The organism is Polycladomyces zharkentensis, assembly GCF_016938855.1.
Lineage (GTDB): Bacteria > Bacillota > Bacilli > Thermoactinomycetales > JIR-001 > Polycladomyces > Polycladomyces zharkentensis.
Genome location: NZ_JAFHAP010000001.1, coordinates 1 through 25535, shown reverse-complemented (window position 1 = coordinate 25535; position 25535 = coordinate 1). Strand labels below are relative to the sequence as shown.

The 25535-nt window shown below is 53.1% G+C and carries 24 protein-coding genes; 16 read left to right on the top strand and 8 right to left on the bottom strand.

What is annotated here, in order from left to right:
* Positions 1 to 78: 78 nt before the first annotated feature.
* The 4 genes from JQC72_RS00120 to JQC72_RS00105 all read left to right on the top strand — a co-directional run bounded on the left by JQC72_RS00120 (position 79) and on the right by JQC72_RS00105 (position 3895).
* Positions 79 to 1110 carry an acyltransferase gene (locus JQC72_RS00120; RefSeq protein ID WP_205492089.1) on the top strand — a complete coding sequence of 344 codons (1032 nt, stop codon included), beginning with the start codon at positions 79 to 81 and terminating at the stop codon, positions 1108 to 1110.
* A 218-nt stretch (positions 1111 to 1328) separates the two neighbouring features.
* The gene (gene lgt, locus JQC72_RS00115; RefSeq protein WP_205492088.1) at positions 1329 to 2252 is read left to right on the top strand and encodes a prolipoprotein diacylglyceryl transferase; all 924 of its coding nucleotides are present in this window, start codon (positions 1329 to 1331) and stop codon (positions 2250 to 2252) included.
* 202 nt (positions 2253 to 2454) lie between these two features.
* A complete protein-coding gene (gene ppaX, locus JQC72_RS00110; RefSeq protein ID WP_335342363.1) occupies positions 2455 to 3117 on the top strand; it encodes a pyrophosphatase PpaX in 663 nt (220 codons plus the stop codon).
* Positions 3118 to 3391: 274 nt separating this feature from the next.
* Positions 3392 to 3895 (top strand): acyltransferase, encoded by a 504-nt coding sequence (locus JQC72_RS00105; RefSeq protein WP_205492087.1) that lies wholly within the window; start codon positions 3392 to 3394, stop codon positions 3893 to 3895.
* A gap of 15 nt (positions 3896 to 3910) precedes the next feature.
* Here JQC72_RS00105 and JQC72_RS00100 read toward each other — a convergent pair whose 3' ends face one another.
* Complete coding sequence (locus JQC72_RS00100; protein ID WP_205492086.1) at positions 3911 to 4351, bottom strand: macro domain-containing protein; 441 nt, start codon at positions 4349 to 4351, stop codon at positions 3911 to 3913.
* Between the two features lie 99 nt (positions 4352 to 4450).
* The gene (locus JQC72_RS00095) at positions 4451 to 4678 is read right to left on the bottom strand and encodes a hypothetical protein (RefSeq protein WP_205492085.1); all 228 of its coding nucleotides are present in this window, start codon (positions 4676 to 4678) and stop codon (positions 4451 to 4453) included.
* A gap of 524 nt (positions 4679 to 5202) precedes the next feature.
* Between JQC72_RS00095 and JQC72_RS00090 the strand changes: the two genes are divergently transcribed.
* The 3 genes from JQC72_RS00090 to JQC72_RS00080 all read left to right on the top strand — a co-directional run bounded on the left by JQC72_RS00090 (position 5203) and on the right by JQC72_RS00080 (position 10782).
* A complete protein-coding gene (locus tag JQC72_RS00090) occupies positions 5203 to 5787 on the top strand; it encodes a hypothetical protein (RefSeq protein ID WP_205492084.1) in 585 nt (194 codons plus the stop codon).
* An 820-nt stretch (positions 5788 to 6607) separates the two neighbouring features.
* Complete coding sequence (locus tag JQC72_RS00085; RefSeq protein WP_205492083.1) at positions 6608 to 7234, top strand: TetR/AcrR family transcriptional regulator; 627 nt, start codon at positions 6608 to 6610, stop codon at positions 7232 to 7234.
* A 29-nt stretch (positions 7235 to 7263) separates the two neighbouring features.
* Positions 7264 to 10782, top strand: a complete 3519-nt coding sequence (locus JQC72_RS00080) for an efflux RND transporter permease subunit (protein ID WP_205492082.1) — start codon at positions 7264 to 7266, stop codon at positions 10780 to 10782.
* Positions 10783 to 11306: 524 nt separating this feature from the next.
* On the opposite strand, the gene JQC72_RS00075 is transcribed toward JQC72_RS00080, so the two are convergent.
* The 6 genes from JQC72_RS00075 to JQC72_RS00050 all read right to left on the bottom strand — a co-directional run bounded on the left by JQC72_RS00075 (position 11307) and on the right by JQC72_RS00050 (position 17764).
* Positions 11307 to 11651: a hypothetical protein gene (locus JQC72_RS00075; RefSeq protein WP_205492081.1), complete on the bottom strand. Its 345-nt coding sequence runs from the start codon at positions 11649 to 11651 to the stop codon at positions 11307 to 11309.
* Positions 11652 to 11891: 240 nt separating this feature from the next.
* Positions 11892 to 13166 (bottom strand): MFS transporter, encoded by a 1275-nt coding sequence (locus JQC72_RS00070; protein ID WP_205492080.1) that lies wholly within the window; start codon positions 13164 to 13166, stop codon positions 11892 to 11894.
* 48 nt (positions 13167 to 13214) lie between these two features.
* Positions 13215 to 14576, bottom strand: coding sequence for an ATP-grasp domain-containing protein (locus JQC72_RS00065; RefSeq protein WP_205492079.1), 1362 nt, complete (start codon positions 14574 to 14576; stop codon positions 13215 to 13217).
* On the bottom strand, positions 14573 to 15703 hold the full coding sequence (locus JQC72_RS00060) for a KamA family radical SAM protein (RefSeq protein WP_205492078.1): 1131 nt from the start codon (positions 15701 to 15703) through the stop codon (positions 14573 to 14575). The genes JQC72_RS00065 and JQC72_RS00060 overlap by 4 nt, the downstream gene beginning before the upstream one ends.
* Before the next feature lie 597 nt (positions 15704 to 16300).
* Positions 16301 to 17383 carry a quinone-dependent dihydroorotate dehydrogenase gene (locus JQC72_RS00055; RefSeq protein ID WP_205492077.1) on the bottom strand — a complete coding sequence of 361 codons (1083 nt, stop codon included), beginning with the start codon at positions 17381 to 17383 and terminating at the stop codon, positions 16301 to 16303.
* A gap of 234 nt (positions 17384 to 17617) precedes the next feature.
* Positions 17618 to 17764, bottom strand: a complete 147-nt coding sequence (locus JQC72_RS00050; protein ID WP_205492076.1) for a hypothetical protein — start codon at positions 17762 to 17764, stop codon at positions 17618 to 17620.
* Between the two features lie 175 nt (positions 17765 to 17939).
* Between JQC72_RS00050 and JQC72_RS00045 the strand changes: the two genes are divergently transcribed.
* The 9 genes from JQC72_RS00045 (at position 17940) to hisIE (ending at position 25256) form a co-directional block, all read left to right on the top strand.
* Positions 17940 to 18530, top strand: coding sequence for a non-canonical purine NTP pyrophosphatase (locus JQC72_RS00045; protein ID WP_205492075.1), 591 nt, complete (start codon positions 17940 to 17942; stop codon positions 18528 to 18530).
* Between the two features lie 272 nt (positions 18531 to 18802).
* The gene (hisZ, locus tag JQC72_RS00040) at positions 18803 to 19981 is read left to right on the top strand and encodes an ATP phosphoribosyltransferase regulatory subunit (RefSeq protein WP_205492074.1); all 1179 of its coding nucleotides are present in this window, start codon (positions 18803 to 18805) and stop codon (positions 19979 to 19981) included.
* Entirely contained in the window at positions 19978 to 20619 is a 642-nt protein-coding gene (gene hisG, locus JQC72_RS00035; protein WP_205492073.1) for an ATP phosphoribosyltransferase, read from the top strand. The genes hisZ and hisG overlap by 4 nt, the downstream gene beginning before the upstream one ends.
* Positions 20619 to 21911 carry a histidinol dehydrogenase gene (gene hisD / locus JQC72_RS00030; RefSeq protein ID WP_205492072.1) on the top strand — a complete coding sequence of 431 codons (1293 nt, stop codon included), beginning with the start codon at positions 20619 to 20621 and terminating at the stop codon, positions 21909 to 21911. The genes hisG and hisD overlap by 1 nt, the downstream gene beginning before the upstream one ends.
* Positions 21904 to 22494: an imidazoleglycerol-phosphate dehydratase HisB gene (hisB, locus tag JQC72_RS00025; RefSeq protein ID WP_205492230.1), complete on the top strand. Its 591-nt coding sequence runs from the start codon at positions 21904 to 21906 to the stop codon at positions 22492 to 22494. The genes hisD and hisB overlap by 8 nt, the downstream gene beginning before the upstream one ends.
* Before the next feature lie 2 nt (positions 22495 to 22496).
* Positions 22497 to 23117 (top strand): imidazole glycerol phosphate synthase subunit HisH, encoded by a 621-nt coding sequence (gene hisH, locus JQC72_RS00020; protein WP_205492071.1) that lies wholly within the window; start codon positions 22497 to 22499, stop codon positions 23115 to 23117.
* The gene (gene hisA / locus JQC72_RS00015; protein ID WP_205492070.1) at positions 23114 to 23860 is read left to right on the top strand and encodes a 1-(5-phosphoribosyl)-5-[(5-phosphoribosylamino)methylideneamino]imidazole-4-carboxamide isomerase; all 747 of its coding nucleotides are present in this window, start codon (positions 23114 to 23116) and stop codon (positions 23858 to 23860) included. Before hisH ends, hisA begins: the two co-directional genes overlap by 4 nt.
* Positions 23857 to 24633, top strand: coding sequence for an imidazole glycerol phosphate synthase subunit HisF (hisF, locus tag JQC72_RS00010; protein ID WP_205492069.1), 777 nt, complete (start codon positions 23857 to 23859; stop codon positions 24631 to 24633). The genes hisA and hisF overlap by 4 nt, the downstream gene beginning before the upstream one ends.
* Entirely contained in the window at positions 24612 to 25256 is a 645-nt protein-coding gene (gene hisIE, locus JQC72_RS00005) for a bifunctional phosphoribosyl-AMP cyclohydrolase/phosphoribosyl-ATP diphosphatase HisIE (RefSeq protein ID WP_205492068.1), read from the top strand. Before hisF ends, hisIE begins: the two co-directional genes overlap by 22 nt.
* Positions 25257 to 25535: the final 279 nt, after the last annotated feature.

The window sequence follows — 25535 nt, the reverse complement described above, 5'->3', positions numbered from 1 at the left end:
TTTTCCTTTTCCCCTGATAGGGAAAAGAGACCCTGAGAGACAGGCGTCCGGAATTTCGGTGGATATGGGGGGCATACCATGGAAACACGAATCCGGGAAGCGGATTTCATCAAGGGGATTGCCATCCTCGGGGTCATTTTGATTCATGTGACTGCATTCAGTTTGCGGGATACGGTGCCGACCGCCGACGGCGGTATCTACCTGGCGATCAACCAGATCAGCCGGTTCAGCGTACCGGTTTTTTTCATGCTGTCGGGATTGTTTTTGTTTCACCGGTATTATGGCTCCGGATTTTCAATGGCACGATTTCTGAAAAAACGAGCCCGTTACATCCTCGTTCCCTATCTGATCTGGTCCGTATTTTATGTTGCGTACGCATGGACCTTTCATCCGGAGACGGCACCACATACAGCGGAGGACTTCGTGATGGCGCTGTTGACGGGCCGTGCTTACTACCACCTCTATTTTGTGTTTGTGATGGTGCAGTTTTACCTGATTTTGCCCGTCCTGTTTTGGGGTTATCGCCGGTTCGGCGGTCTCACCATGGTGGCTTTGGCACTGATGGTGTATGCGCTGTCAGAGGTGATCACATGGTGGGACGGCGCCGGTCGTCCTGAATGGAGCAAGGAATACACGGAAAACGCGATTTCTTTGTTTCCCACGTGGCTTTTTTACTTTTGTCTGGGCGGATGGTTGGGCCAACGGGTGGAACGGCTGAAGCGGATGATTGACCGATTGTCAACGACGGGCGTCTCTCTCATTTTTGGATCAATGGTCATCCTGACGTTGGCCGAGAGCTTTTTTCGCGGGCGGTTCGGCTTTTACAACTTCACCGTCTCGATTTATTCCATCGCTTCATTGATCTTGTGGTTTCAGCTGGGGGAACGGTGGAAACGGTCGTGGGTCGCGGTACTGGGTCGATACTCTTACGGGTTGTATCTTGTCCACCCATTTTTGCTCAACCTGTTGAGCCGTGTGACGCCGCATCTGTTTCCGGAAGCTTCCTGGCAGGAGTTTTCGTTTATGCTGGTGATGGTGACGGGGCTGTCTTGGGCGATGGTGTGGGTGATCAGCCGGATGCCGTACGGTGAATTGCTGAAAGGAAAGTGACGAGAAAAACAGAGGCCTGTCGGTATGCAAGCCCACTCGGTGGGCATTTTTTTCGGTTTTCATTTTAATCACCCGTTCATTTTCATTTGCCGTGGAAGTAATGTAAAATGGTAAAAGCAAACATGGCGGATGACGAGGCGATCATTGCATCGTCATGGAAGATCTGAGAAGATCTGAACGAGAACGGACACGCTATTGAGAAGGGAGAGCGACCACACATGCACTTGGCCATGGTCATCGATCCTGTCGCCTTTTCCCTCGGCCCTTTGCAAATCCACTGGTACGGCATCATCATGGGCACAGCCGCACTGCTCGGATTGTGGTTGGCCATTCGGGAGGGAAGACGGCACGGATTGGACAGCGAACTGTTCTTGGATATGATGATCTGGGTGATTCCATCCGCGATCGTCGGCGCGCGTCTGTATTACGTGCTGTTTGAATGGGAGTATTACGCCCTTCACCCCGCAGACATCATCGCCGTGTGGAAAGGCGGGTTGGCCATCCATGGCGGATTGATCGGCGCATTGATCGCCGGTTATTTCTTCGTGAAAAAAAAGGCGGTTCGCTACCTCCACCTTGCCGACATCGTGGCACCCAGCATTATTTTGGGACAAGCGATCGGCCGGTGGGGCAATTTCATCAACCAGGAGGCGCACGGCTCACCGGTCAGTCTCGCATTTTTGCAAAGCCTGCACTTGCCTGACTGGATCATCCAGCAGATGAATATCCAGGGCGTTTATTACCACCCGACGTTCCTGTACGAATCCATCTGGGATTTCGTCGGCTTTCTGCTGCTGATTCTGCTTCAGAGATGGAATCCGCGGCGCGGCGAAGTCTTTTTCAGCTATCTGATCTGGTATTCGATGGGTCGTTTCTTCATCGAGGGACTGCGTACGGACAGCCTGACGTTCAATGGACCGGACTGGCTGGCTCACCTGCTCAATCTGCTCTGGTCCCCGATGACGGTGAAGTTCACACCGGGAATCATGATGGACGGCAACATCCGCATCGCCCAATTGGTCAGCGTTACGTTGGTGTTGGCCGGTATCCTGCTGATCGTCGTTCGGCGGATACGGGGGAATACGGAACCGTATCTTTCGAAGGCGGAGATCAACGACACATCCGTCAGCCGGGCGGAGTGATCTGCTTCTCGGATGAAATGGATGCCACGGGAAATCGATCAGGGATACGGCTTATTCAGGCTTGGACGAGCCCTTTGTGATTGACCCGGATGAATCGGGAAGCCCACGAGCTTCAGTCTTGTTGGGCAAATCACCGCAGGGTTTTGGCAGTCTCGCTCGCTCCAGGGGGAGCGAGTCTTTTTTGCAAAGGGGGATGAACCGGGTGTCCAAACGGTATACCGTGATGCTTTTCGACTTGGATGGCACGTTGATTGATACACACGAACTGATTCTCGCTTCGTTCATGCACACACTGGAACGGCATTGTCCGGGGAAATACACCCGCGAAGACGTGATCCGGTACATGGGGGAACCGCTCATCGATCAGATGCGTCGTTTTGACCCGGATCAAGCTGAGGCGATGGTACATACCTATCGGGAGCACAACATCCAACATCACGATGAATATGCAAGTGCATTTCCCGGTGTGGTGGACGTATTGCATCGCTTGGCGGAAGCGGGCGTCAAAATGGGGGTCGTCACCAACAAACAGCGCAAGACGGCCGAGATGGGATTGCGGTTGCTGGGTGTGGAGAAACTGATGCAAACCGTGATTTGTTTTGGCGAGACGGCGAAGGCCAAGCCGCACCCCGACCCTGTTTTGACAGCGATGAAACGGCTTCACGGAAAGCCCGATCAAACATTGATGGTCGGAGACAGCAAATACGACCTGATGGCGGGTAAACGAGCCGGTGTGGCCTCCGCGCTGGTTGGTTGGAGTATGCATGACTCGGCTGAATTGCGCGCGTTGGAACCGGAATACGTGTTGAATTCGCCGGAGGATTTGCTGGGCTTGGCCGGGATCGGTCCGAAAGGAACATCCTGATTTGAATTTTTGAATTCTGTATAAGAGCGAAAGCTTTTCAGAAAAGCGGCTGGGTGTATGCGGTCAACCGCTGATCAGTGTAAAGGGTAGTCGGTTTCCCATGAGCGCTGCTTGAGCGTAACGATTCAAGAGAGAAGAAACCGGCTCACCCGAAGCAAATGGACCATCCCATATGCACATGGAGTTCGCGGGAGTTGGAGGAAAAAGCCTCATTCTCCCGAACAGGGAAAATGGGAAAACAGTGTCATGGGATTGGGCAAAAGGGGGGGCGAATATGCGGCGGACGGAACGTTTTCCCGTCGAGGGCAGCAATGCTTTGTGGCAGCTATACCGGACGGTTTCCTTCTGGAAGGTATTGCGCAATGTGGTCATCGGGGAGTTAAACCGATACAATCCGCACCTGGGATTCAAAAACTGGGTATACCGGACATTCTTGGGGATGCGGATCGGCGACAAAACCGCCCTGGCATTTAAAGTGGTGGTGGATGTCCTGTTCCCCGAACGGATTCGTATCGGCAACAACACGATCATCGGCTACAACACGACCCTGTTGACACACGAATATCTGGTAGAGGAGTATCGGATCGGCGATGTGGAGATCGGTGATCATGTGATGATCGGCGCCAACACCACCATCCTGCCGGGGGTACGGATCGGAGATCGGGCGGTGGTCGGCGCCGGCTCGGTCGTGACGAAGGATGTCCCGGCGGGAGCGTTTGTCGCGGGTAATCCGGCGCGCTTCATCCGATGGCGGGAGGGAGCGTCTTCTCCCGAGTAATCCGCTTGGCACCTGTTAAACATGGGGTTCAAATACATAGACATCGATATCCAGGCCGCCCAGATATTGCTCTATTAACTTTTTCACTTCACGCCAGTCCAGTCCGCCCAACCCACACCCGAGGGCCGGAACGGCGATGCATTCGATTCCTTTTGTCTCGATGACCCTTACCAGATCCCGCAACCCTGTTTCGATGTATTCCAATCGGGATTTCTGCCGCCAATGCTTTTTTGTGGGGAAGTTTAAAATCCATTTTCCTCGTTCGAAAACCGGGTAAACCGCACCCGGTTTCATTTTGCCGGTTTGACATGCCAAAACATACGCAGCGAAATTGGCAGGATATGCCGCTTTGAATGCGAAAGCCAAACCTTTTCCCATCACTCCGACACAATTGACAGGATTCACAAGCGCTTCTACATCCGCTTCCAGTATATTTCCTCGTACATACCGAATCATGGTTTACTCCTGATGATTTCCTTTTCAATCCGTTGTTTCATTTTGCAAAGAACATGAAACGCCTTTTTTTCGGAAAAGCTCAACAATTTTCCGGATCTTTTATGAAAAAGGCTTCAATCGCATGCCGTTGTTCAAACATATCGAGTTCAGGAGCCACAGTGGAACGGATTTCGTACTCTGAAACGCCCCGATGATCAAGTTGCCGATGACCCGGGCATCGATATCCGACCGAATTTGCCTCAGCTCCTGGCCGCGCTGGATGACAATCGCCATAAACGCTTCCCATGCCCGTTGTTGTTTCGTCTGTTTACCGGACTTGTTTTTCATGACGTTCTCCTTCCCTGGGGAATATCCATTTTTCCTGTTGAATCCTGTCATCAATCATTCTACAATAAAACAAACCAAACGTTTAGTATGATTCATCCGCATATAGAATGGAGGTCATGTATGAGCAACGAGAAGTCGTGGGTCATTGGCGGGTGATTGGTGGTTGTGTTTATCTATATCGCTTTTTGTAGGCAGGGCTTTTGGTGGAGACAATCGTGATAACGTTCATGGAGAGATACAACCTGAAGGAATACTGACACATCAACTGAGCTTTCTGGTGAATGGGAAAAAGTGAGCAGAGGTTGGAGCAGTGGAGCTTGTAAAGGTCAGGTTGAATTATTGCAGAAAAGATCAGAAAATTACAACGTATATTTTGGATGGGAACAAGTACCGCATAGACTTTCCGTTTGGAGAATCACATTTGTGAACTGAATTTGGTTGATAACCAATGAAGGATGAAATTCGCGGATGATCAAGAAAAGCCTTGTTTGTATCAAATTATACAGAAAAGGCTGGGGGAGAGTATGAAAGAATCTGCCAAGATCTTTCTAAAAAGATTCCTTCAAGTTGCTTTGACGAGTTTCTTGTTTGGTGTCATCGCTTTCTGCATCCAACTCGTTATCAGGTACACCATCTGGCTCGTCACGATTATTGAAGATTTCTCCTTGCGAAAATTATGGAGAACGGTGTCTCAACACGATATCGTGCTATTTGTGTGGGTCCTGGTATTTGTCCTTGTGTTTCTTCCTTTGTATCTCCTTGTCTTTCTGCTCTTGGATCAATGTTATGGGCGAAAGCGAGGGGCACTGCTGTATTCTCTGGTCGGAGTCGTCTTGTGCTTTGTTCCGGCTGGTATTTTTACCATGCAATTTCAGCATCCACCTAACTTCTTTCATCAGTTTAGGGCATTTCATACATTCAGTTACTTCGTGGAGTTATATGCATTTCCGATGAGCGCGGGAATTGCATTTGGCCTCCTCTGGTGGAATGGATCAAGAAACGGATACTTCCGTGATCATCCCCTCAGCCTTAATTGGAGCATACGTTCTCCGAAGGGGACAGGTTATGAAGAGCGAGCGGGAAAACCCAACCTTTCGGGGATGGGATGAAAGCGGACGTCGGACGTGGGAGGGGTTGGTCCCTCTCGCACCGGCCGAATGTGGGTACAAACGAGTCGAGAAATGCGCAAACACTGAAAGCTGCCAGGCGAGCAAAAGCCCGTGAAATGAAAATCACACGGACTTGGATGAAGCCATTGGATGAATGCGGGCTGTCACGCCGGATGAAGTAAGAAGGTCAAACCAAAGGGAGTGACGCCGGTTCTTCGGCCGTGTGGGCAAGTCACGACAGTTTCGGTGTTCATATTCATTGTCTTATCAGGGCAAGTTTACCGACCATTTGAGAGATCCCCCGAAACTCACAAAGAACTACCCTTAGCGGGTAGCTCTTTTTTTCATTGAACGATAAAATTCACCCGAGTACCGTCCGGATCATCCTCAAGTTGGTTGCTCACCCATACGCCTGCTCCACGGTTTCACTTGGGACTGATAGAACCACATCTGTGCGGTGGCTCCTTCCAGACACATAGCCATTGGCCATTCGTCTTGATCCTAACCGCTTTTCGGTGGATCAGGCGCCATGACTCCTTCAAGTTCGACCGAGTGAAGACAAATGGAATGCACAGGAATGGAATCGCCAGGATTCCTCCAAGCGAAGCGTACTTTGCCCGCGTTCTGTCCTCAGGGTCGGAGCGGTCATCATCTGCTTACCGGCAGGGCAGTTGGAGCGAACTCGGAAAACGATGCGGACAGATTCACCGGACATGTCCTGAGCAACTGACTGTCACAGTTGTTTTGTTTGACTCGTTGGTCTAAGCGGAAATAAAATGAGATTGACATCAGTGTCAGTCTAAACGAAAGAGGTGGAGCCATGTCGCCGCGAACACCCGAGCAAAATGCGGCCATACGGGAAAAGCGTATTCAGCAGATACTGGATGCCGCGTTAAAAGTATATCGCGCACGGGGATATCACGGAGCCGAAATTGGGGAGATTGCCCGCGTGGCAGGCCTGGGACGCGGATTGATCTATTATTACTTCCGCAACAAGAAGGATTTGTTTTTGACACTCATCCGTCATACATTGGAGGCATGGCAGGAACGTGCGAAGGGAATCTTGGACGCCGATTTGCCCGTTGCCGAACGACTGGCGCGATACTTGAAGGAGATGTGCGTACAGGCACTGCAACATCCGGAAATCACCTATTTCCACACTACCATCTCCCGCAATCTGCGTGTCGTATTTCCAGATGAAGCCACAGAAGTGATGTCCCATTACGAGCAACATATGTTTGTGCCCTTTCGCCGCCTGATCGAAGAGGGGGTTCGCAAGGGGGAACTGCGCGACGTGGACCCTCAGGTTGCGGAGCGGATGTTTTTCAGTGTGTTGTACGGTGCACTCGATAACGAAAACATGATTACACCGGAGCATATTGATCCGTTGATGGAAATTACATTGTTCGGTCTGGTGAAAACAGGCGGGGGAACGGACGATGATTGATTGACATATTGGTCAAAGGAGGGGCGTATGTGAGCGTACTGACTCGGTTCTCCCTGCGAAACACCGCTGCCGTGCTGATCCTGGTTTTGCTGGTCACCTTTGGTGGATTGTATACGGCAACACAGCTGAAAATGGAAGCGATGCCCGACATCACGTTCCCGGTCATCGTGGTGATCACGCCGTATCCGGGGGCGTCGCCGCAGGACGTCGACCAAAAAGTAACTCAGCCGATCGAGCAATCGTTGCAGGGAATCGCCGGAGCCAAGAAGATCAGTTCGGTGTCTGCGGACAGCACCTCGGTTGTGGTCGTGGAGTATGATTTCGACACGGATCTGGACAAGGCCAAGCAGGAGATGCAGGAAGCGATCGACCGTGTTTCCCTGCCGGACGGTGCGATGAAACCGTCGTTCAGCCGGTTCGGGTTCAACACGTTTCCGTTCATGATTCTGGGGGTGACGAGCAAAACCAAAACCCCGGACGAACTGGAAAAATGGGTGAAGGAAACGGCTGAACCAATCCTGAAATCAGCGGATGGCGTGGGTCAGGTGCAGATCAAGGGGCAGGGACCCAAAGCGGTGTATGTCCGGCTGAAGCAGGATCAGCTGAAAAAGTACAACCTGACGGCGCAACAGGTCCAACAAGCGCTCCAAGCGAGCAACGTTTCCATCCCGGTGGGCGAACTGTCATCCGGTCGGTTGGACTTGCCGGTGCGGGTGGATCAGAAGATCACGTCGGTGGATCAACTGAGAAATCTGCGCCTCACCATCCAACCCAATCCGCAGGAAGGGATGGAGGATGCCTTCAACCAGATCGGCCAAGGCATGCAGGGATTGGGTCAGGCTGTCGGCGGACTGGGCCAGTCGATGGGTCAACTGGGCCGGGGATTGGGTGAAGTGGGCCAAGGTGTGGGGCTGTTGCAGGCTCAGGTGCGGATCTTGCAGGCGGCACAGCAACTGCAGGCACAGCTGTTGGGGGATCAAATCGCACTTAACGCCGCGGAAATGCGGCTCAAGCAAAACCCGCAGGATCAGGAAGCAGCCGCACAGGTGGCGCAGTTGAAACCGAAAGTGGCCGCCGAGATGCAAGCGCTGAAACAGCTCAATGCACAGCTGAGCCAACTGCAAAAGCAGATGCCGCAACCCAAGGGGGCACCAGCAGGCGGAGTCCCGCGCGGAATGGGGGAGCAACCGAAAACAAGCGGCAAACCGGAAATCAAGGAAGCACAAATTCAGACGGTCAAACTGTCCGAGATCGCCGACATCAGCGAATCGCGACATGACAACACCGTGATTACGCGTATGAACGGGAAGCCGTCGGTCAACATCGAGTTGATCAAGGACCCCGACGGCAACATCGTGGAAGCGGCTGAAGCGGTCTCGGCCAAACTGAGGACGCTGAAAAAGCAGAATCCCGATGTGCAATTCACACTGCTGTTTGATCAGTCGCGTGCGGTGAAGGCGTCCATTCACACAATGGTGCGGGAAGGTTTGTTGGGTGCACTGTTTGCGTCCGTTGTGATTCTCTTGTTCTTGCGCAATTTCCGAACGACATTGATCGCCGTCGTCTCGATTCCGCTGTCGGTGCTGGCCACGCTGATTTTGCTTAAACAGGCGGACATCACGTTGAATGTGATGACCCTGGGCGGTTTGGCTGTTGCCATCGGGCGCGTGGTGGACGACAGCATCGTCGTGATTGAAAATATTTACCGCCACTTGATGCAAAACCGCGAGCGAACCGTCGATCTGATCGCCTGTGCCACCAAGGAAGTGGGGGCGGCCATCACATCTTCCACCCTCACGACGGTGGCGGTATTTGTACCGTTGGGATTGGTGAGCGGCATCGTCGGCAAAGTGTTTCTGCCGTTTGCGCTGACGGTGGTGTTTGCCCTTCTTTGTTCACTGATCGTCGCCGTCACGGTCGTTCCGTTGATGGCGAAACTGATGCTCTTGAACAAAGGAAAACGGCGGCGCTTCAAAGAGAAGGAAAGCGGAATGGCGGCCGGTTACCGACGGGCGTTGGCATGGGCACTGGATCACAAAGGTATCGTTCTGTCGGTGTCCACCTTGGCACTTGTCGCCAGTCTGTTTCTCATCCCGTTGGTGGGAACCAGCTTCCTTCCGTCCGAAAAGGACAAAGCTTTGCAAGTGAAACTGGAATTGCCGCCGGGGACCGCTTTGCGTACCACCGACGCCCAGGCTCGCAAGCTGGAAGCGAAATTACGCGCCTATCCCCAAGTAAAGCAAGTGTCCACGACCGTGGGCAACTTGCGCGGACAGCTGGCAGGGGATGGTACGATCGGCAGCACCAACAAGGTGTCCCTGTTTGCCAACCTCGATCCGGATACGGACATGGACCGTTTCTTGTCCCAAGTGCGAAACGATTTAAGGAAAATCAAAGGAAACGGTGAACTGCAAGTATCCGAAGTGAAAAGCATCGGACCGCCTTCCAGCCAGATTGTTGCGATCATCAAAGGGGAACGAATGGCGGACATCCGGAAAACGGCCGACATCCTGACGGACAGAATGAAGCATGTGAGCGGTCTTACCAACGTGACCAACAACCTGAGTGAACAAAAGGAACTGGTTACCGTCCATGTCGATGAGGCCAAAGCGGCCCAACACGGTTTGATGCCGATGCAGGTGGCGATGTCGATTCGCGGATTGTTGCAGGCGGACAAAGTAGGCGAGCTGGAGAATGGGAACCAGACTGAGGAGATCAAACTGGGGTTGGAAAACAAGGACCTGCACTCCGTTGAGCGATTGAAAGCCATTCAATTGTTGACCCCGACAGGCAAAATGGTCAACTTGGGGGACATCGCCTCCGTCCGGGTTGAGCAGGGGCCTGTCACCATTCAAAAGGAAAACGGCTCTCAGTATGCCCAGGTCTCCGGCGACGTGATCGGCAAGGACACAGGGGCGCTGTCACGGCAAGTCCAGCAAATCATCAACGGGGTGAAACTGCCGTCCGGCGTGAAGGTAACGCTGGGGGGCGACACGGAGGAGATGCAGAAAAGCTTTGGCCAGCTGGGAGTGGCCATGATAGTGGCTGTGGCCGCCGTCTACTTGGTGATGATCGTTACCTTTGGCGAAGCGACTGCTCCGTTCACGATCCTGTTTTCCTTGCCGTATGCTGTGATCGGCGGTTTGATCGGTTTGTGGTTGTCGGATCAGCCGATCAGTGTATCCGCGATGATCGGAGCGCTGATGCTGATCGGCATCGTCGTCACCAACGCGATCGTGCTGATCGACAGGGTTCAGCAACAACGGGCACGTGGTCTGGACGTCCGCTCGGCGCTGTTGGAGGCGGCAGGTACCCGGTTGCGACCGATTCTGATGACAGCGCTGGCCACCGTGTTCGCCCTGTTGCCACTGGGTCTGGGTTATGGTGAAGGGTCACTCATATCACAGGGATTGGCCGTTGTGGTGATCGGGGGGCTGACTTCCTCCACTCTGTTGACCCTCTTTATCGTTCCGATTATGTACAGCATGCTCACACGGATGAGAGACCGGTTGGCGCGGAATCGGCATACGGAAGCGACGACGGAGTAGGGTGCGCAAAACGACGGACTTTTCACAGCCTGTTTCCTACCACAAATGAGTTTGATTTTTTTGCCAACATATGCGTATAATATAAATAAGTGAGAAGGAGCCCTCAGTAGGGCCGCGTTCTTACAACCCATTGATCACGAAAAAGTGACCCTCAGGTTGGCAGGCCCACGGGTCACTTTTTTCGTGATGTCACGACGTGAACGACAACTTGTATCACCAACGCAGTAGTTGCAACAACTTGCAACACCAGCGATAGCAAATCGATCGTTTCCGTCACAAGCATCACCTCCTTTCTTCGCCGTGTGACGAAGAAAGGAACGCGACCCGTCCTCGGACTCCTCCTCTACAACCATTTCCACGCAAAGAGCGGGAAATCCTTCCTTACTCTTTTTTGGTCAGTGGCGATACGGCACAAGGCAGTCGATGCAATCAGAGGGATTACCCGTTTCCACGGAACATTGTGAGTAAGCAACCGAGGTGCGGCAACCGTCGCCGCTCCCGCTTTTCTTCTGGTGACGGTCTTTTCATCTTGCAGAGGATGTGTTGGTTTGCTCTACTGCATAATATCCCCCGGTCATGATCAAAAAGCTGGGGATGAACCAGTGGTATGTGTCGATAAAGATGGCGAAAATGCCGGTGGCGAATGCCCCGCTGAGGGTCAACGATTGGACCGCAGGAAGTCGGGCGAGTATCGGCGGAAGCGTCAGCACTACTTGCAACACTGCACATTCCGTAAGGAAAAGGGGAAGGAATCGGGGGGCACGCGGATCGAGGTCGCTCCATGTTCCCCACAATCCCAACACGACCCCCGTAACGGTCACGAAGCAAGCGTAGCCGAAACGGGCGGATCGGTTCCTGTCCTCCATCATTTGTTCGCCTCGCTTTGGAAGGTGTCATGATATCGGAATTTCGACAGAAAAACGGGATATTCCCTCTTTTTTCAACGGGATCAACTCTTGATGCTGGTTATCCACTTTCCCCTTGCCCCGTACAAATCCAGTTTGTTTATCCATGGACTCCTATCCCACCTTCTCCTCCATTTCAATACAGCAAAGGTGTCACTGAGGGTAAGGCGGTTTCAATCAGGCTATCTTTTTTTGTGTAACAATTTAACTCATCGATTTTCCCCTTGGCCATTTCCTTTCAACATATTTGCTTCTTTTCATGTGAAATGCAACAAACCAGATACACATCATGAGCGGAAGACCGTGCATGATGGCTACTGTTTGAAATGGGGAAATAACGTCAAGTAACGGCGAGCAAACAAGCATCCCGATCCCAAAACCAACAGTGTGGAAGGAGGAAGAGACACCGAAAATCCTTCCCCTGATATGATCAGGCTCATTTTGCAGGCGTGAATTGTAGCAAATCGCGGATATGCCGTCAGAGACACCTGCAAGTAACGCACAAATTAAGATGAAGGACCAATGCTGACCCCAAAATAACAGGATAAAAAAGGCGGACATGAAAAAAGTGGAAATGCCAAAGGCCATTTCGCTCACTTTGGTTTTGTTCAAGCTTAACCATTTGACCAAGCCGCGCGCTCCGATCAAGTTGCCCACCGCCCAAGACGCCCAGATGATCCCGGCATAGAAGGAAGGCTTATCAGGCTTTAATTGAGCAGAAAAAACGGGCATACCCACATTATGAGAAGCGGAACCAAAGGTATCGATAAAACGAATAAACATGAGCGCCATCAAAATGGGCAGCAACTTCAAATACTGATATAAGATCTTTACCTCCTTAATCAAGTTGACTTTCGATTCAACAGGTCCGGCTTGGTTCTCCAAATTTTGTTCCCTGGTTTGGATGGGGAGGAAAATCAAAATGACTGCTGACAGAAAAAAGGTGAAGGCATCAAAAAGAAACAGGGGACGGTATCCCAACACATTCAAAGCAATTCCGGCGGTGAGAGTACCAATCACCATTCCGACAGATTGAAGCGCATTGATCAATGAATTTGCTTTTACCAGTTGTTCTTTCCCCACGATCACCGGAATACTGGATTGCAGAGCAACGTTAAACACTTGACCAAAGGAACCGAGTATGAAAGAAGTAACTGCCAACAGCACCATTGACCACTGAATCGGAGCCAGAACCAACAAGACGAGTGCAACACCACGAATGATGTCGGCAAATATCATCAATGTTTTCCTGTTCATCCAATCAGCCAATATTCCGGAGAAAAAGCCGAAAAAAAAGCCTCCGAAAAGCCGAATCGCCATAAAAAGCCCCATGGCCCAAGCACTGCCCGTCAAAACATAAGCATAAAGATTAAAAATAACCATGTTTAGAAAGTTTCCAATATCGGAAATCCCTTTGCTTGCAGCAAGTATATAAAAATAGAACATGGGGTCTTTCTTTAATGACAATCGATTCACCATTTTATCCACTCCCCGAAGAAGTCAGCCTTCCCTAGCAGAAGGCTGACTTTATTTCCCCTTTTCTTTTTTGATGATATGGAAACGAACCACTTTCTTTGCTTCCTCGTAAACGGAGAGAATTTCCTCGTAACTGTTTCCCCTCATCCATCCCATTAAAAGAAAAACTTCCTCATCGTCACCATGAATATATGAACCTTCCGGGAACAACAATGTGGTGGACAAAATGCCGGGTAACCTTTTCAACTTGTCGAGTCCTTCCACCCGTTCGAAATAACCCGAATGAGGCGGATACAATGTAAACATGGCATGCAAATCGGAAATGCTGTCATAAGTGCCGGGTTTGAAAGTTCCAAGAGCCAAATCCAATATAGCGTCCGGTACGGAAAAACCGATCATGGTTTCCAAACTCTGCGTGACAAGCATTCCACCCACTCGCGGATTGATTTCCAAGAGCTGAGGACCGGTTTTTTCGTCATAGCGCAATTCCACATGGCAAAGAGCGTTTTTGATACCCGTTGCTTTCGCCACTTTTACCGCATATTCTTTCATTCTTTGGATTTCCTTATCATGAAACCTTACGGGCGGAACAACCAGTAAATGTTCGTATACGACTCTGTCACCTTCCGTCACCAAAACCTTGTCATGAACCAATAGGGGAATCACTTCAGTTTCCGTTACCACGATTTCCACACTTGCTTCTCGGCCGGAAATATAACCTTCAACCAACATGGAAGTGAGGGGATTAAATTCGATCATCTTTCCGCTCTGGTCGGGAAACCGGTGAATGCAAGAGTACATGTGTTTGTACAAGGATTGTGGCAACTTTTTTAATCCCATATGAAATCCTTTAATCAATTCTTGTTCGTTTTCACATTTGATCACCAATTGTGATGCGCAACCGTTAATCGGCTTTAGAATAACGGGGTAACCAATTCGCTCCGCATGCCTGAGCAAACTCTCTTCATCAGTGGCAAGACCGAAATCGACTGTATTGAGACCGGCGTGGAAAAGCGTGTCCCTGGTCAGATATTTATTATTGGAACGGTATAACCCTTCCACTGACTGTGTGGGAAGTCCCCTTTCTTCGGCCAACTTTGCCACATGGGCTCCAAGAAGACCGTCCTGAGTGAAAAAACCACCCACACAGATCAGACCCGCCAAGCTTTTTTCCTTTTCAAACTCTTCGACAGCCTTCTTGATATGATCGAAATCCCATCGCTCTGTTTCTACCAGGCGATCAAACAGGGGCTGTTTGTACGCTTGTTCATATTGCTTCAACTGCTCTTTTTCATGGGGATGCATGGGTCGAAACAACACAAAGTTATCAAATCCCCGTTCCTTTGAACGTTTCGCCAATTTTACCAAAATACCAAACGCCTGATTTTCGACAAAAACCATCGCTTTGTTCATGCCAAAATCTCCTCATCATCGTGACCGTCAAGATAATGGGATACGATATAGCCGTCTTCATTCACTTCATGCAACGGAGGAAGTTGGTCGCTATCGGAGAATTCCAAAAAATCGGCAGCCTTATATGGAGTGACTGAGCGAATATATCTTTGTCCATCAATGTCCACATACTCCAATTGGTGTCCCGGCGCAATACGGTGTTTCCCGATTGGCGTAACATATACATATTGAAATGCGGTAGTTCCTGAATAAGGGGACAGTTCTCGAAGGATATCCAGACCTTTTTGTACAGAAGTGCGGAAATGCTTGGCCCCAACCACCGGCATACAATGGAACAGGTAGTAAGGAATGATTCCCGTAGACAGGAAAGCTTCCACCAAATCGCGAATGGAACGTACCGAATCATTGATTCCTTTCAGCAAGACCACCTGTCCCCAAACGGTAATCCCTTCTTTGATCAACCGCTGATAGGCACGTACAACCTCTTTTGTCAATTCATCCACATGATTGATGGACAATCCGATGGAGATGTTTTTTGATAATCGGGGGTCATGATAATCAATTCGTTTATAACTGGCGATCATTTTGGCTAAATCATCAGTGACTGATTCCGGCGAAAACAAAATGTTGCGCGTTCCGATCCGGATATTGCGCACATGGGGAATGGGGAACACTTTATCCAATACTTTTTTTAGTAATTCAGGATCGAGAAAAGGGTCTCCACCCGTAATCAACACTGTCCGGATTCTCTCGTCGGATGAAATAAACTGAACCGCTTTCTCAATATCTTCATCACTCATCCGCTTAGCTGAACCGGCCAATGTTCTCGTTTTTTTAAAACAATATCGGCAGTATGCTGAACACTCGAAATAAGGGGTAATGACAGCCCGGTCTTCATATATCCGTTCCAAACCATAGATTCCTTGATTATTCTTTCCTGCCTCGAAGGGTGTTTCCGTACCGAAATCCAGTGCTTCATATGGGCTTGGAATAAACTGCTTCGCTACTGCTTCAGATTGTTTTGCTAATCGTGCCAGGCTTGGACTCATTTTAGAACGAAATCGTTTGATTGTTTTTTTCAACATTTCCCGTTCATATTCCGTTTGAGTCAGATTTGGGTTTCTCATTGTTCCTCCCCCCACATCCGGTTCTGATGAGAGTGAACTTGAACAGAACAACCGGAGCAATCACCGTTCGACTTCTTCAACGCCGAATTCCGCCATTGCAGTAAAATGTCCTTTCAATTCATTATAATATTGATAATTATAATAAATGTCAATACAGTAATGAAATATCTCCCGAGATAGAAAGTGCCAATCCGGGGCTGCGGCGGTAAGCTCTGCATTCATGCATTGCATCACTGTCTCCAGAAGAGTTCCACCAACTAAGCGGAGAGATCGCGCTTCCTGTACGGCATGTCTTGCAAGGAGAAATATGCAAGATGGAGGGGTATAAGGCACGCGGATTCCAGCGGGACGAATCGAACAGCTGAACCAATGGCTGATGCACTTGACCGTTCGCTCGGATGGAAATGGAGTCGGTTGATGGACGACATTTCGGCTCATAAAAAAAAGCCGACCCTCATAAACGGGGTCTGGGACGGGCCTTGTTGATGGCACAAGGCGAGGAGCGGACGGTCCTTCGCACCGGAACGTTCCTCACGTCCAAGGGTAGCACAGTGAAATTGGGAAACCAAAATGCTCCGGATCATTCGAGACAGCATATCACACGTCCGCTCCGACGGCTGCTTCAATGGAATCCAATCCGTCGCGTTCCAAAAGACGGATCAACGTTTGATTGATCTCTCTGGCGATGCCGGGGCCGCGGTAGATCATGCCGGTATACACCTGAACCAGCCGGGCGCCTGCCCGGATTTTTTCGTAGGCGTCCTCACCGGTGAAGATGCCGCCTACCCCGATGATGGGTACCCGGCCCTCGGATTCCCGGTAGATGTGCCGGATGAACTCGGTGGATTGGCGTCGGAGCGGTTTCCCGCTCAAGCCGCCGGTTTCTCCGGCATGCGCGTTTTTCAATCCCTCCCGGGCCAACGTGGTGTTGGTGGCAATGAATCCGTTGATGCGGTGTTGCAATCCGATCCGCACCATGTCGGACAACATCTCCAGCGGCATATCGGGAGCCACCTTGAGCAGAATGGGGCGCTCTTCGCCCGTTTCTTGTTGCAGTTGCCGTTTTTCCGCCATCACCTCAAGCAACAGCCGGTCCAGGGCGTTCATTTGCTGAAGATCACGCAAACCTTGCGTATTGGGAGAACTGATGTTGATAACGAAATAATCGCCGTATCCGTACAGCGTCCGCAGTCCGATCCGGTAGTCGTCGGACGCCTGTTCATTGGGGGTGTCCTTGTTTTTACCCAAATTGATGCCAATGGGAACGGCGGGTCGGGGAAGACTGACAAAAGATCGGGCTGCATGTTCAATGCCGCTGTTGTTGAAGCCCATCCGATTCACGATGGCCTCGTCTTCCGGCAGTCGGAACAAGCGTGGCTTCGGATTGCCCGGTTGGGGGCGTGGAGTGAGTGTCCCTACCTCGATCGATCCAAACCCGAAAGCGGCCAACGCCGGGTATACGCCCGCGTGTTTATCGAACCCGGCCGCCAGACCGACGGGGTTGGGAAAAATGCGATTCCAGCAACAGACGGCGAGCCGATCATCCTTTACGCGCATGCGACGTTCGACAGCGGCAAGAAGTGCAGGGACGGACTGCATGGCCTGCAAACTGCGTATCGTCCACTCGTGTGCCGTTTCCGGGTCCAATCGAAACAGCCATTTTTTCCATGTTGCATACAAGGGCACTCGCGTCCTTTCCGATCAGGGTTTCGTATGGTAGGATACCACATTTTCGGGAGGAGAAGTACCCAAATCAGATATCGAAAAGGACGGAACAAACAGAGCGGCCTTTTTCCGGTAACCAGGGTGTAGCGGTCGGAGAACCGAATCGAAGGGGCGATGTGGATCATACTGATCCTGATCCCAAGGGATGAGCGGGAAAGATCCACCCGGTGACTTTGTCAGCCCGTTTTGTCAACGTGCCAGAATACCGACCAACAGGCAGAGAAGCCCCAGAATCACCGCTTCCCAACCGGCGCTGTTTCTTCGGAGCAGGAAAAACGCACCGGCCAATTCCAGGATGATGCCGATCATGATGAAAAGATGGGCCAATGAGCTCATGTTCTCCCTCCTCCGTTTCAAATCGACTTATGGGTATGAGAAATGCGAAGACGGAGATGGGACCCGTGATTTCCCCTTCAAGTATAAAAAAAGTGTCGCCCTCTGAGTATGACGGTTTTTTGCCCATATACCGACTGCCATCCATTATAATGGTACGGGAACGGGGGAATGGGAAGTGAAGTTGCAATTTGCCACACAAAATGAAGGAAAATTGGCAGAAGCGAAACGGGTACTGTCCCGATTCGGGATCGACGTGATCGGATTGCCCGTCGATTTGTGGGAGCCTTCCAGTGGAGAAATCCAAACGGTCACAATGGAAAAGCTGCGGCAAATTCGCCGAATGGGATACGACCGTGTCATGGTGGATGACGCCGGAATTTTTTTCGCCGCATACGACCATTTTCCCGGTGTGTTGACCAAAAGGGTGTTTGACCGGATTGGTTACCGCGGAGTGAGAAAACTATTGGAAGGGGAAGATCGAACGGCATGGTTTGAAGGGTGCATCGCTGTTTCTTGGGACGGGAGAACCGGTCTGTTTTCCGCACGGACATCCGGTCGCATCCTCGATCCGATTCCCGATGACATCCGACCGGAAGCGGGCTTGCCATTCAATCCCATCTTTATCCCCGACGGCGAAACACGGGTGTTGGCCGCGATGACGCCTGAAGAACAAATGAAGCATTCGTATCGCAGCCGCGCACTGGAGCAAATGGCGGAATGGTTGTTGAATCAACAGCGTGAAGGCTTCCATCTTTTTTCCCGGTAAAGGGTGGCCGAAATCGGGGAAGAAAGTTTTCGCGGTGGCGCCGGATCAAAGAGCGGGGGTGAAGATTTAGGGCATCTCTGGTTCGTCTATCGGTGGTCATTTGTTTTTCGGGCGAGCGACAATGATGTGGTAAAAATTGTTATCCTCAGTAATCGAAAGAGATGACCCCATGCCTCTGGTGGGGGATTGACGCTGGTGGAAGTCGGTGTTACACTACCAGAAAAATACTTTAATTTATTAGCAAACTAAAGCATCGCTGGGAGTGGAATGGGATGGCAAAACCGCGGGAATTTGAAAAACCGACCGGATTTCGTGATTTTCCGCCGTCATTGGCGGCGAAGAAACGCGCGGTGGAACAGCGGATTCATCGGTGTTTCGAGCGTTGGGGATATCAGGAAGTGATTACGCCGACGCTGGAATACCATGACACCGTGGGTCTCGCCAGTGCCATTCCCGAAGAGAAACTGTTTAAGCTGATCGACCGGGAAGGAAAAACACTCGTGCTGCGTCCCGACCAAACCGCACCGATTGCGCGCATGGTGGGGTCCGTGTTGCGGGAGGTGCCCGTACCGCTTCGACTGTTGTACCATGGCAGCGTGTTTCGGGCACAGGAACGTTCCGCGGGTCGCAACGCCGAGTTTTTCCAATCCGGCGTGGAACTCGTCGGGGAGGCTTCGCCCGAAGCGGAAGCGGAAGTGATCGCGCTTGCGGTGGAAACGATTCGGGCATGCGGGTTGGACGCGTTTCAATTGGCTGTGGGTCATGTGGGCCTGCTGGATGGAGTGCTGCGGCAGGCAGTGACGGATGAAGATGCGGTCCAAGAACTGAAAGAGTCGTTGGGAGCCCGCAATATGGTTGGGTTTTTTGGTTTGTTGGAGCGATTTTCCTTGCCCGATTCGGTGAAACGGGAATTGACATCGTTGCTTCAGGTACGGAGAAATCCCTCAAAGTTGATGTCGCTCAACTTGGTGACATCGTCTCCGGAGACACAGGCGGCGGTGGAGCGGCTTTCAGCGATGTGGTCGTCGCTCGACGATTTCGGTGTGACGCCGCACGTGGTGCTGGATCTGGGATTGGTTGGCAGTTTGGGTTATTATACGGGCATTTATTTTGAAGGATATACGGCTTCTCTCGGCTTTCCCGTCTTGAGCGGGGGAAGTTACGACCGGTTGTTGGAGCGGTTTGACCGTCCGCTTCCGGCGACAGGGTTTGCGGTAAAGCTGGATCGCGTCATGGAAGCAGGCGGAGTGACAGAACCGCAGGGGCGGCGGGTGGCTGTTCTGTTCGACCGGTCACGCCGTTCAGAGGCGATTCATGTCGCCAAGCGGATGCGCGAACAGGGACACCATGTCGTGTTACAGTGGCGTGATGACGAGGGCGGACATCCGTCGGACGAATGGTTGGCGTTATTTGACGAAGTGATCCGCATCGGGGAGGAGGAAGGGCGATGAATGACATGTTGACGATCGCGATGCCGAAAGGGAGGATTTTTGAGGAAGCCGTCAACCTGATGCGGGAAGCCGGTTTTCCCATCCCGGACGAGCTGAGCGAGGATTCGCGGAAATTGATCGTCACCGTGCCGGAAGCCGGCCTTTCCTTTTTCCTCGCCAAACCGATGGATGTGCCGACCTATGTGGAGTATGGTACGGCCGATCTGGGCGTGGTGGGCAAGGATGTGTTGTTGGAAGAAGAGCGGGATGTGTACGAGCTGCTCGATCTGCGCATCAGCCCTTGCCGGATTTCCGTCGCCGGTTTGCCGGACTGGCAACCGACGCTCCATCCGCGGGTGGCGACGAAATATCCCCGCATTGCCGACCGGTATTTTCGCGAACGGGGGCAGCAAGTGGAAGTGATCCGGTTGAACGGTTCGATCGAGCTGGCTCCTTTGATCGGTTTGGCCGACCGGATCGTGGATATCGTGTCAACCGGGCGTACCCTGAAAGAAAACGGATTGGTGGAACTGGAAACCATCACCACCGTCACCTCGCGCCTGATCGCCAATCGCTCCAGCTATCGCATGAAAAGTGAACGGATTGATGTCTTGACCCGCTCGTTGGCCGACACGGTTCATCAAGGAGGGAGCGTGTGATGATCGCAATCGTGAAGCCGGGGGAGCTGAATACCCGTCGCTCGGTGGACAAGGGTACGGAGCAACAGCGGCATACGGTGCGCACCATTCTGAATGAAGTGCGGAACGGCGGTGACGGGGCCTTGCTTGCCTACACGCGCCAGTTTGATGGTGCCGATCTGACACGGTTGGACGTGACGGAAGAGGAAATCGCGCTCGCCTACCGGGAAGTGACGGAAGAGTGGCTGACGTCCCTCCGGCAGGCGGCGGAACGCATCCGTCGCTACCACGAGCGTCAGCGGCAGACATCATGGTTTCATCCGGAAGCGGACGGCACCATACTGGGGCAATTGATCCGACCGCTTGCACGGGTTGGTATATATGTTCCGGGAGGGCGAGCCGCTTATCCGTCCTCCGTGCTGATGAACGCCATTCCCGCACAGGTGGCGGGCGTGGAGGAAATCGCGATGGTAACGCCGCCTGACCGGGATGGACGTATCCCGGCCACCACGTTGGTCGCCGCCAAGGAAGCCGGGGTGACGGAAATATGGAAAGTGGGCGGTGCACAGGCGGTTGCCGCACTGGCGTACGGTACCGAATCGATTCGCCCCGTCGACAAAATCGTCGGGCCGGGCAACGTTTACGTGGCGCTTGCCAAACAGATGGTGTTCGGCGATGTGGACATTGACATGATCGCCGGGCCGAGCGAAATCGTCGTCGTCGCCGACGAAACCGCCGATCCGGAGTGGGTGGCGGCGGATCTGTTGTCTCAAGCCGAACACGACCCGATGGCTTCGGCGGTGTTGATCACACCGTCTCCCGCATTGGCCGAGCGAGTGGCGCAGGCGTTGGTGCAGCAGTGCGAACGGTTGGAACGCAGGGAGATCGCCGCACAGTCGTTGCGGGAGCAGGGAGCGATTTGCGTGACAAGCGACATGGAAGAGGCGATTGCCACCGCCAACCGTTTGGCTCCGGAACATCTGGAACTCATGGTGAAGCAGCCTTGGGACTGGATCGGGAAAGTGAAAAACGCCGGGGCGATCTTCCTCGGACCGTACAGCCCCGAACCCGTGGGCGATTATTTCGCCGGTCCCAACCATGTACTGCCGACCAACGGAACGGCGCGTTTCTCCTCGCCGCTCAGTGTGGACGATTTCATGAAAAAATCGAGCGTGATCGCGTACAGCCGTGAAGCCCTGTTCCGGGACGGACCGCATGTGGTGCGCCTGGCCGAGGGTGAGGGATTGGGAGCCCATGCGGCCTCGATCCGCGTGCGGCTGGAACGGAAGGAAAAGGGTGAAAACGATGCGTGAGCGAATGGCGGAAATCAAGCGGAAAACCAACGAAACGGACATTGTGGTCCGGCTCAATCTGGACGGAACGGGACGGACGCAATTGGACACAGGCGTCCCTTTTTTGGAGCACATGTTGGATCTGTTCGCCAAACACGGTCTGTTTGATCTGGAAGTGACCGCACGCGGGGACATCCACATTGACGATCACCATACCGTGGAGGACATCGGCATTTGTTTGGGCATGGCATTGGCGGAAGCGCTGGGGGACAAGAAAGGGATTCGCCGCTACGGCAACGCGTTTGTCCCGATGGATGAAACGCTGGGTCAGGTGGTCGTCGATCTGTCCAACCGGCCGCACCTGGAGTTCCGGGCCGAATTTCCCGATCGGCGGGTCGGTACGTTTACCGTTGAATTGGTCCATGAGTTTTTCTGGAAGTTGGCGCTGTCGGCGCGGATGAACCTGCATATCATCCTGCATTACGGACGCAACACCCACCATATGATCGAATCGCTGTTCAAGGCGGCGGGACGGGCGCTGGACGAGGCGACCCAGATCGACCCGCGCGTCAAAGGCGTACCTTCATCCAAAGGAGTGCTGTGACGATGATTGCCATCGTGGATTACGGGATGGGCAATTTGCACAGCGTCAGCAAGGCGCTGGAACGCATGGGATTTGAATACGCGGTGACGGAAGATCCCGAAGTGCTCCGAAATGCCGACGCGCTGATTCTCCCCGGAGTGGGTGCGTTCGGTGACGCGATGCGGGAACTGGGAGAGCGCGGTTTGGACAACGTCATCCGCGAGGAGGCATTGGCAGGCAAACCGCTGTTGGGTATCTGCCTCGGGATGCAGTTGCTGTTTACCAGCAGCGAGGAACACGGATACCATCAAGGATTGAACCTGCTGCCGGGTCATGTGGTGCCGTTTACCGGTGAGATGAAAGTGCCGCACATGGGATGGAACTGGTTGTCGTTTGACCGGCCGCATCCGTTTTTCAGCGGCATCGAGGAAGGGCACGTCTATTTCGTCCACTCCTATCACGTTCAGGCGGATAATCCCGAGGATGTATGGGCGGTGACGGATTATCACGGACCCGTCACGGCGATTGTGGGTCGCGGCCATATCGTGGGTATGCAGTTTCATCCGGAGAAAAGCGGTGAATTGGGCCTGGCCCTTCTGAAACGATTTGCCGAGCGCTGTCAGGAAAAGGTGGGAATGGTATGAGTTTCGTCGTATATCCGGCGATCGATTTGCGCGGCGGACGATGCGTCCGCTTATACCAAGGCGATTACGATGCGGAAACGGTGTACGCCCAAGATCCCGTCGCAGTGGCGCGGCAGTTTGCGCGGGAGGGGGCGCGATGGCTCCACGTGGTGGATCTGGACGCGGCACGTTCCGGTGAAGCGGTCAACGAGGACGTGATCCGTGCCATTGTGGCCGCGGTGGACATCCCGGTGCAAGTGGGGGGCGGCGTGCGCACGCGCGAGCGGCTGGAGCGTTTGTGGTCCATCGGTGTGCAGCGGGCGGTGATCGGCTCCGCTGCCATTGACGATCCGGAGTTTGTCCGTGCGGCGTTGGCCGATTACGGGGACCGAATTGCGCTGGGTGTCGATGCGCGGGAGGGACGCGTCGCCACCCACGGATGGTTGAAAACGGCCGAAGTGAGCGCCGAAGAATTGGCTGTGGAGATGGCCAGACACGGTGCGGAAACGTTCATTTTCACGGACATTTCTCGGGACGGCACGCTGCAAGGTCCCAATGTCGAAGCGGTGCGCTCGCTGGCCCGCGCCTGCGGCAAGCAGGTAATCGCATCCGGCGGCGTGCGGGACGTGTCCGATCTGGCGGAGCTGGCCAGCCACCGACAGGAAGGCGTGGCCGGGGCCATCGTGGGCCGGGCGCTGTATACCGGCGACATCCGATTGAGCGAGGCGGTTCGTGCCGTTGAAAGTGAGGAGACAGCCCCATGATCACCAAACGGATCATTCCCTGCTTGGATGTAAAAGACGGACGCGTGGTCAAGGGTGTTTCCTTCCAACAACTGCGTGATGCCGGTGATCCCGTGGAACTGGCCCGTCTGTATGACCGGGAAGGAGCGGATGAACTGGTCTTTCTGGATATCTCCGCTTCCCACGAAGGGCGCAAAACGATGGTCGACGTGGTGCAAAGCGCCGCGGCGCAACTGACGATCCCCTTTACGGTCGGAGGCGGCATCGGTTCGGTGGAGGACATGTTCCAGCTCCTTCGTGCCGGTGCGGACAAGGTGTCGATCAATACTTCCGCCATTTTGAATCCCCGGCTGATCGAAGACGGTGCCCGCCGGTTCGGCAGCCAGTGCATCGTCGTTGCGATCGACGCCAAATACGATCCCGAACGGGGCGATTGGTTCGTTTACACGCACGGCGGCAGACGGGAAACAGGCAAACGTGCCGTCGAATGGGCCAAGGAAGCGGTCGATCGCGGAGCGGGCGAGATTCTGCTCACCAGCATGGACCAGGACGGACAAAAGGACGGTTACGATTTGGCACTCACCCGCGCAGTGGCGGAAGCGGTACGCGTGCCGGTCATCGCTTCCGGCGGGGCCGGGGAAGCACGCCACTTTTATGAGGCTTTCGAAGAAGCGGGAGCGGATGCGGCACTGGCGGCGTCCATCTTCCACTATCAGGAGCTTTCCATCGAAGAAGTGAAGCGGTATTTGGCGGACAAAGGAGTGAACGTGCGGTGGACGGTCAAATCGACATAAGCGCGATCCGATGGGACGAACGCGGTCTTGTTCCCGTCATCGTCCAGGACGCGGTGAGCAAGGAAGTGCTGACGCTGGCCTATATGAACGAAACCGCGTTGAAGAAAACGATGGACACCGGGGAAACCTGGTTTTGGAGCCGTTCACGCCAATCGCTCTGGCACAAAGGGGAAACGTCGGGTCATACGCAACGCGTTGTTTCCCTCCATTGGGATTGTGACCGGGACGCTCTGTTGGTCAAGGTGATCCCCAACGGACCGGCCTGCCACACTGGTGCGGTCAGTTGTTTTCGCCCCGTTGATCCATCCGGGGAAGTAACGGCGACAGACCGATTCGACATCCTCAACCGGTTGGAATCCCTGATCGCCCGGCGTGAGGCGGAACGCCCGGAAGGTTCCTACACCACGTATCTGTTTGAAAAAGGACTGGACAAAATCCTGAAAAAAGTGGGCGAAGAGGCAGCCGAGGTGATCATCGCCGCCAAAAACGAATCGCATGAAGAACTGCGCTACGAAACAGCCGATCTGCTATACCATCTGTTGGTGTTGCTCAGGCACGCCAAGCTGCCGTTGGACGACGTATTGGCTGAATTGCGCGGGCGGTACGCCGATCAGAAGGAATAGTCGATGAAAGCCCCCACCGTCGGTACAATGGTGGGGGTTGTTTTATGCGCATGACAAAACATTGTAAAAAAGAACAAAGGCAAAGTTTGAAGCTCAGGGGTTGAACCACCGATCCCAACGGTACATTCAAGGGTATACCAACCCGCCGGAGGAACAGGCGGCGTAATACGTGGAGGGCTTTTAGGGGAAAACCAACCCTTCCGTGCAGGCGCGATTCATTCCGCGTTTTTCTATTTTCTACCCATCTTTCGTAATCCATTAGGGCGTGTCTGGTGAATA

What these genes read in the sequence shown, in the direction of transcription:
- JQC72_RS00120 (WP_205492089.1), top strand. Translation starts at nt 79, where the DNA reads ATGGAAACACGAATCCGGGAAGCGGATTTCATCAAGGGGATTGCCATC.
- lgt (WP_205492088.1), top strand. Translation starts at nt 1,329, where the DNA reads ATGCACTTGGCCATGGTCATCGATCCTGTCGCCTTTTCCCTCGGCCCT.
- JQC72_RS00105 (WP_205492087.1), top strand. Translation starts at nt 3,392, where the DNA reads ATGCGGCGGACGGAACGTTTTCCCGTCGAGGGCAGCAATGCTTTGTGG.
- JQC72_RS00100 (WP_205492086.1), bottom strand. Translation starts at nt 4,351, where the DNA reads ATGATTCGGTATGTACGAGGAAATATACTGGAAGCGGATGTAGAAGCG.
- JQC72_RS00095 (WP_205492085.1), bottom strand. Translation starts at nt 4,678, where the DNA reads ATGAAAAACAAGTCCGGTAAACAGACGAAACAACAACGGGCATGGGAA.
- JQC72_RS00090 (WP_205492084.1), top strand. Translation starts at nt 5,203, where the DNA reads ATGAAAGAATCTGCCAAGATCTTTCTAAAAAGATTCCTTCAAGTTGCT.
- JQC72_RS00085 (WP_205492083.1), top strand. Translation starts at nt 6,608, where the DNA reads ATGTCGCCGCGAACACCCGAGCAAAATGCGGCCATACGGGAAAAGCGT.
- JQC72_RS00075 (WP_205492081.1), bottom strand. Translation starts at nt 11,651, where the DNA reads ATGATGGAGGACAGGAACCGATCCGCCCGTTTCGGCTACGCTTGCTTC.
- JQC72_RS00070 (WP_205492080.1), bottom strand. Translation starts at nt 13,166, where the DNA reads ATGGTGAATCGATTGTCATTAAAGAAAGACCCCATGTTCTATTTTTAT.
- JQC72_RS00065 (WP_205492079.1), bottom strand. Translation starts at nt 14,576, where the DNA reads ATGAACAAAGCGATGGTTTTTGTCGAAAATCAGGCGTTTGGTATTTTG.
- JQC72_RS00060 (WP_205492078.1), bottom strand. Translation starts at nt 15,703, where the DNA reads ATGAGAAACCCAAATCTGACTCAAACGGAATATGAACGGGAAATGTTG.
- JQC72_RS00050 (WP_205492076.1), bottom strand. Translation starts at nt 17,764, where the DNA reads ATGAGCTCATTGGCCCATCTTTTCATCATGATCGGCATCATCCTGGAA.
- hisZ (WP_205492074.1), top strand. Translation starts at nt 18,803, where the DNA reads ATGGCAAAACCGCGGGAATTTGAAAAACCGACCGGATTTCGTGATTTT.
- hisG (WP_205492073.1), top strand. Translation starts at nt 19,978, where the DNA reads ATGAATGACATGTTGACGATCGCGATGCCGAAAGGGAGGATTTTTGAG.
- hisD (WP_205492072.1), top strand. Translation starts at nt 20,619, where the DNA reads ATGATCGCAATCGTGAAGCCGGGGGAGCTGAATACCCGTCGCTCGGTG.
- hisB (WP_205492230.1), top strand. Translation starts at nt 21,904, where the DNA reads ATGCGTGAGCGAATGGCGGAAATCAAGCGGAAAACCAACGAAACGGAC.
- hisH (WP_205492071.1), top strand. Translation starts at nt 22,497, where the DNA reads ATGATTGCCATCGTGGATTACGGGATGGGCAATTTGCACAGCGTCAGC.
- hisA (WP_205492070.1), top strand. Translation starts at nt 23,114, where the DNA reads ATGAGTTTCGTCGTATATCCGGCGATCGATTTGCGCGGCGGACGATGC.
- hisF (WP_205492069.1), top strand. Translation starts at nt 23,857, where the DNA reads ATGATCACCAAACGGATCATTCCCTGCTTGGATGTAAAAGACGGACGC.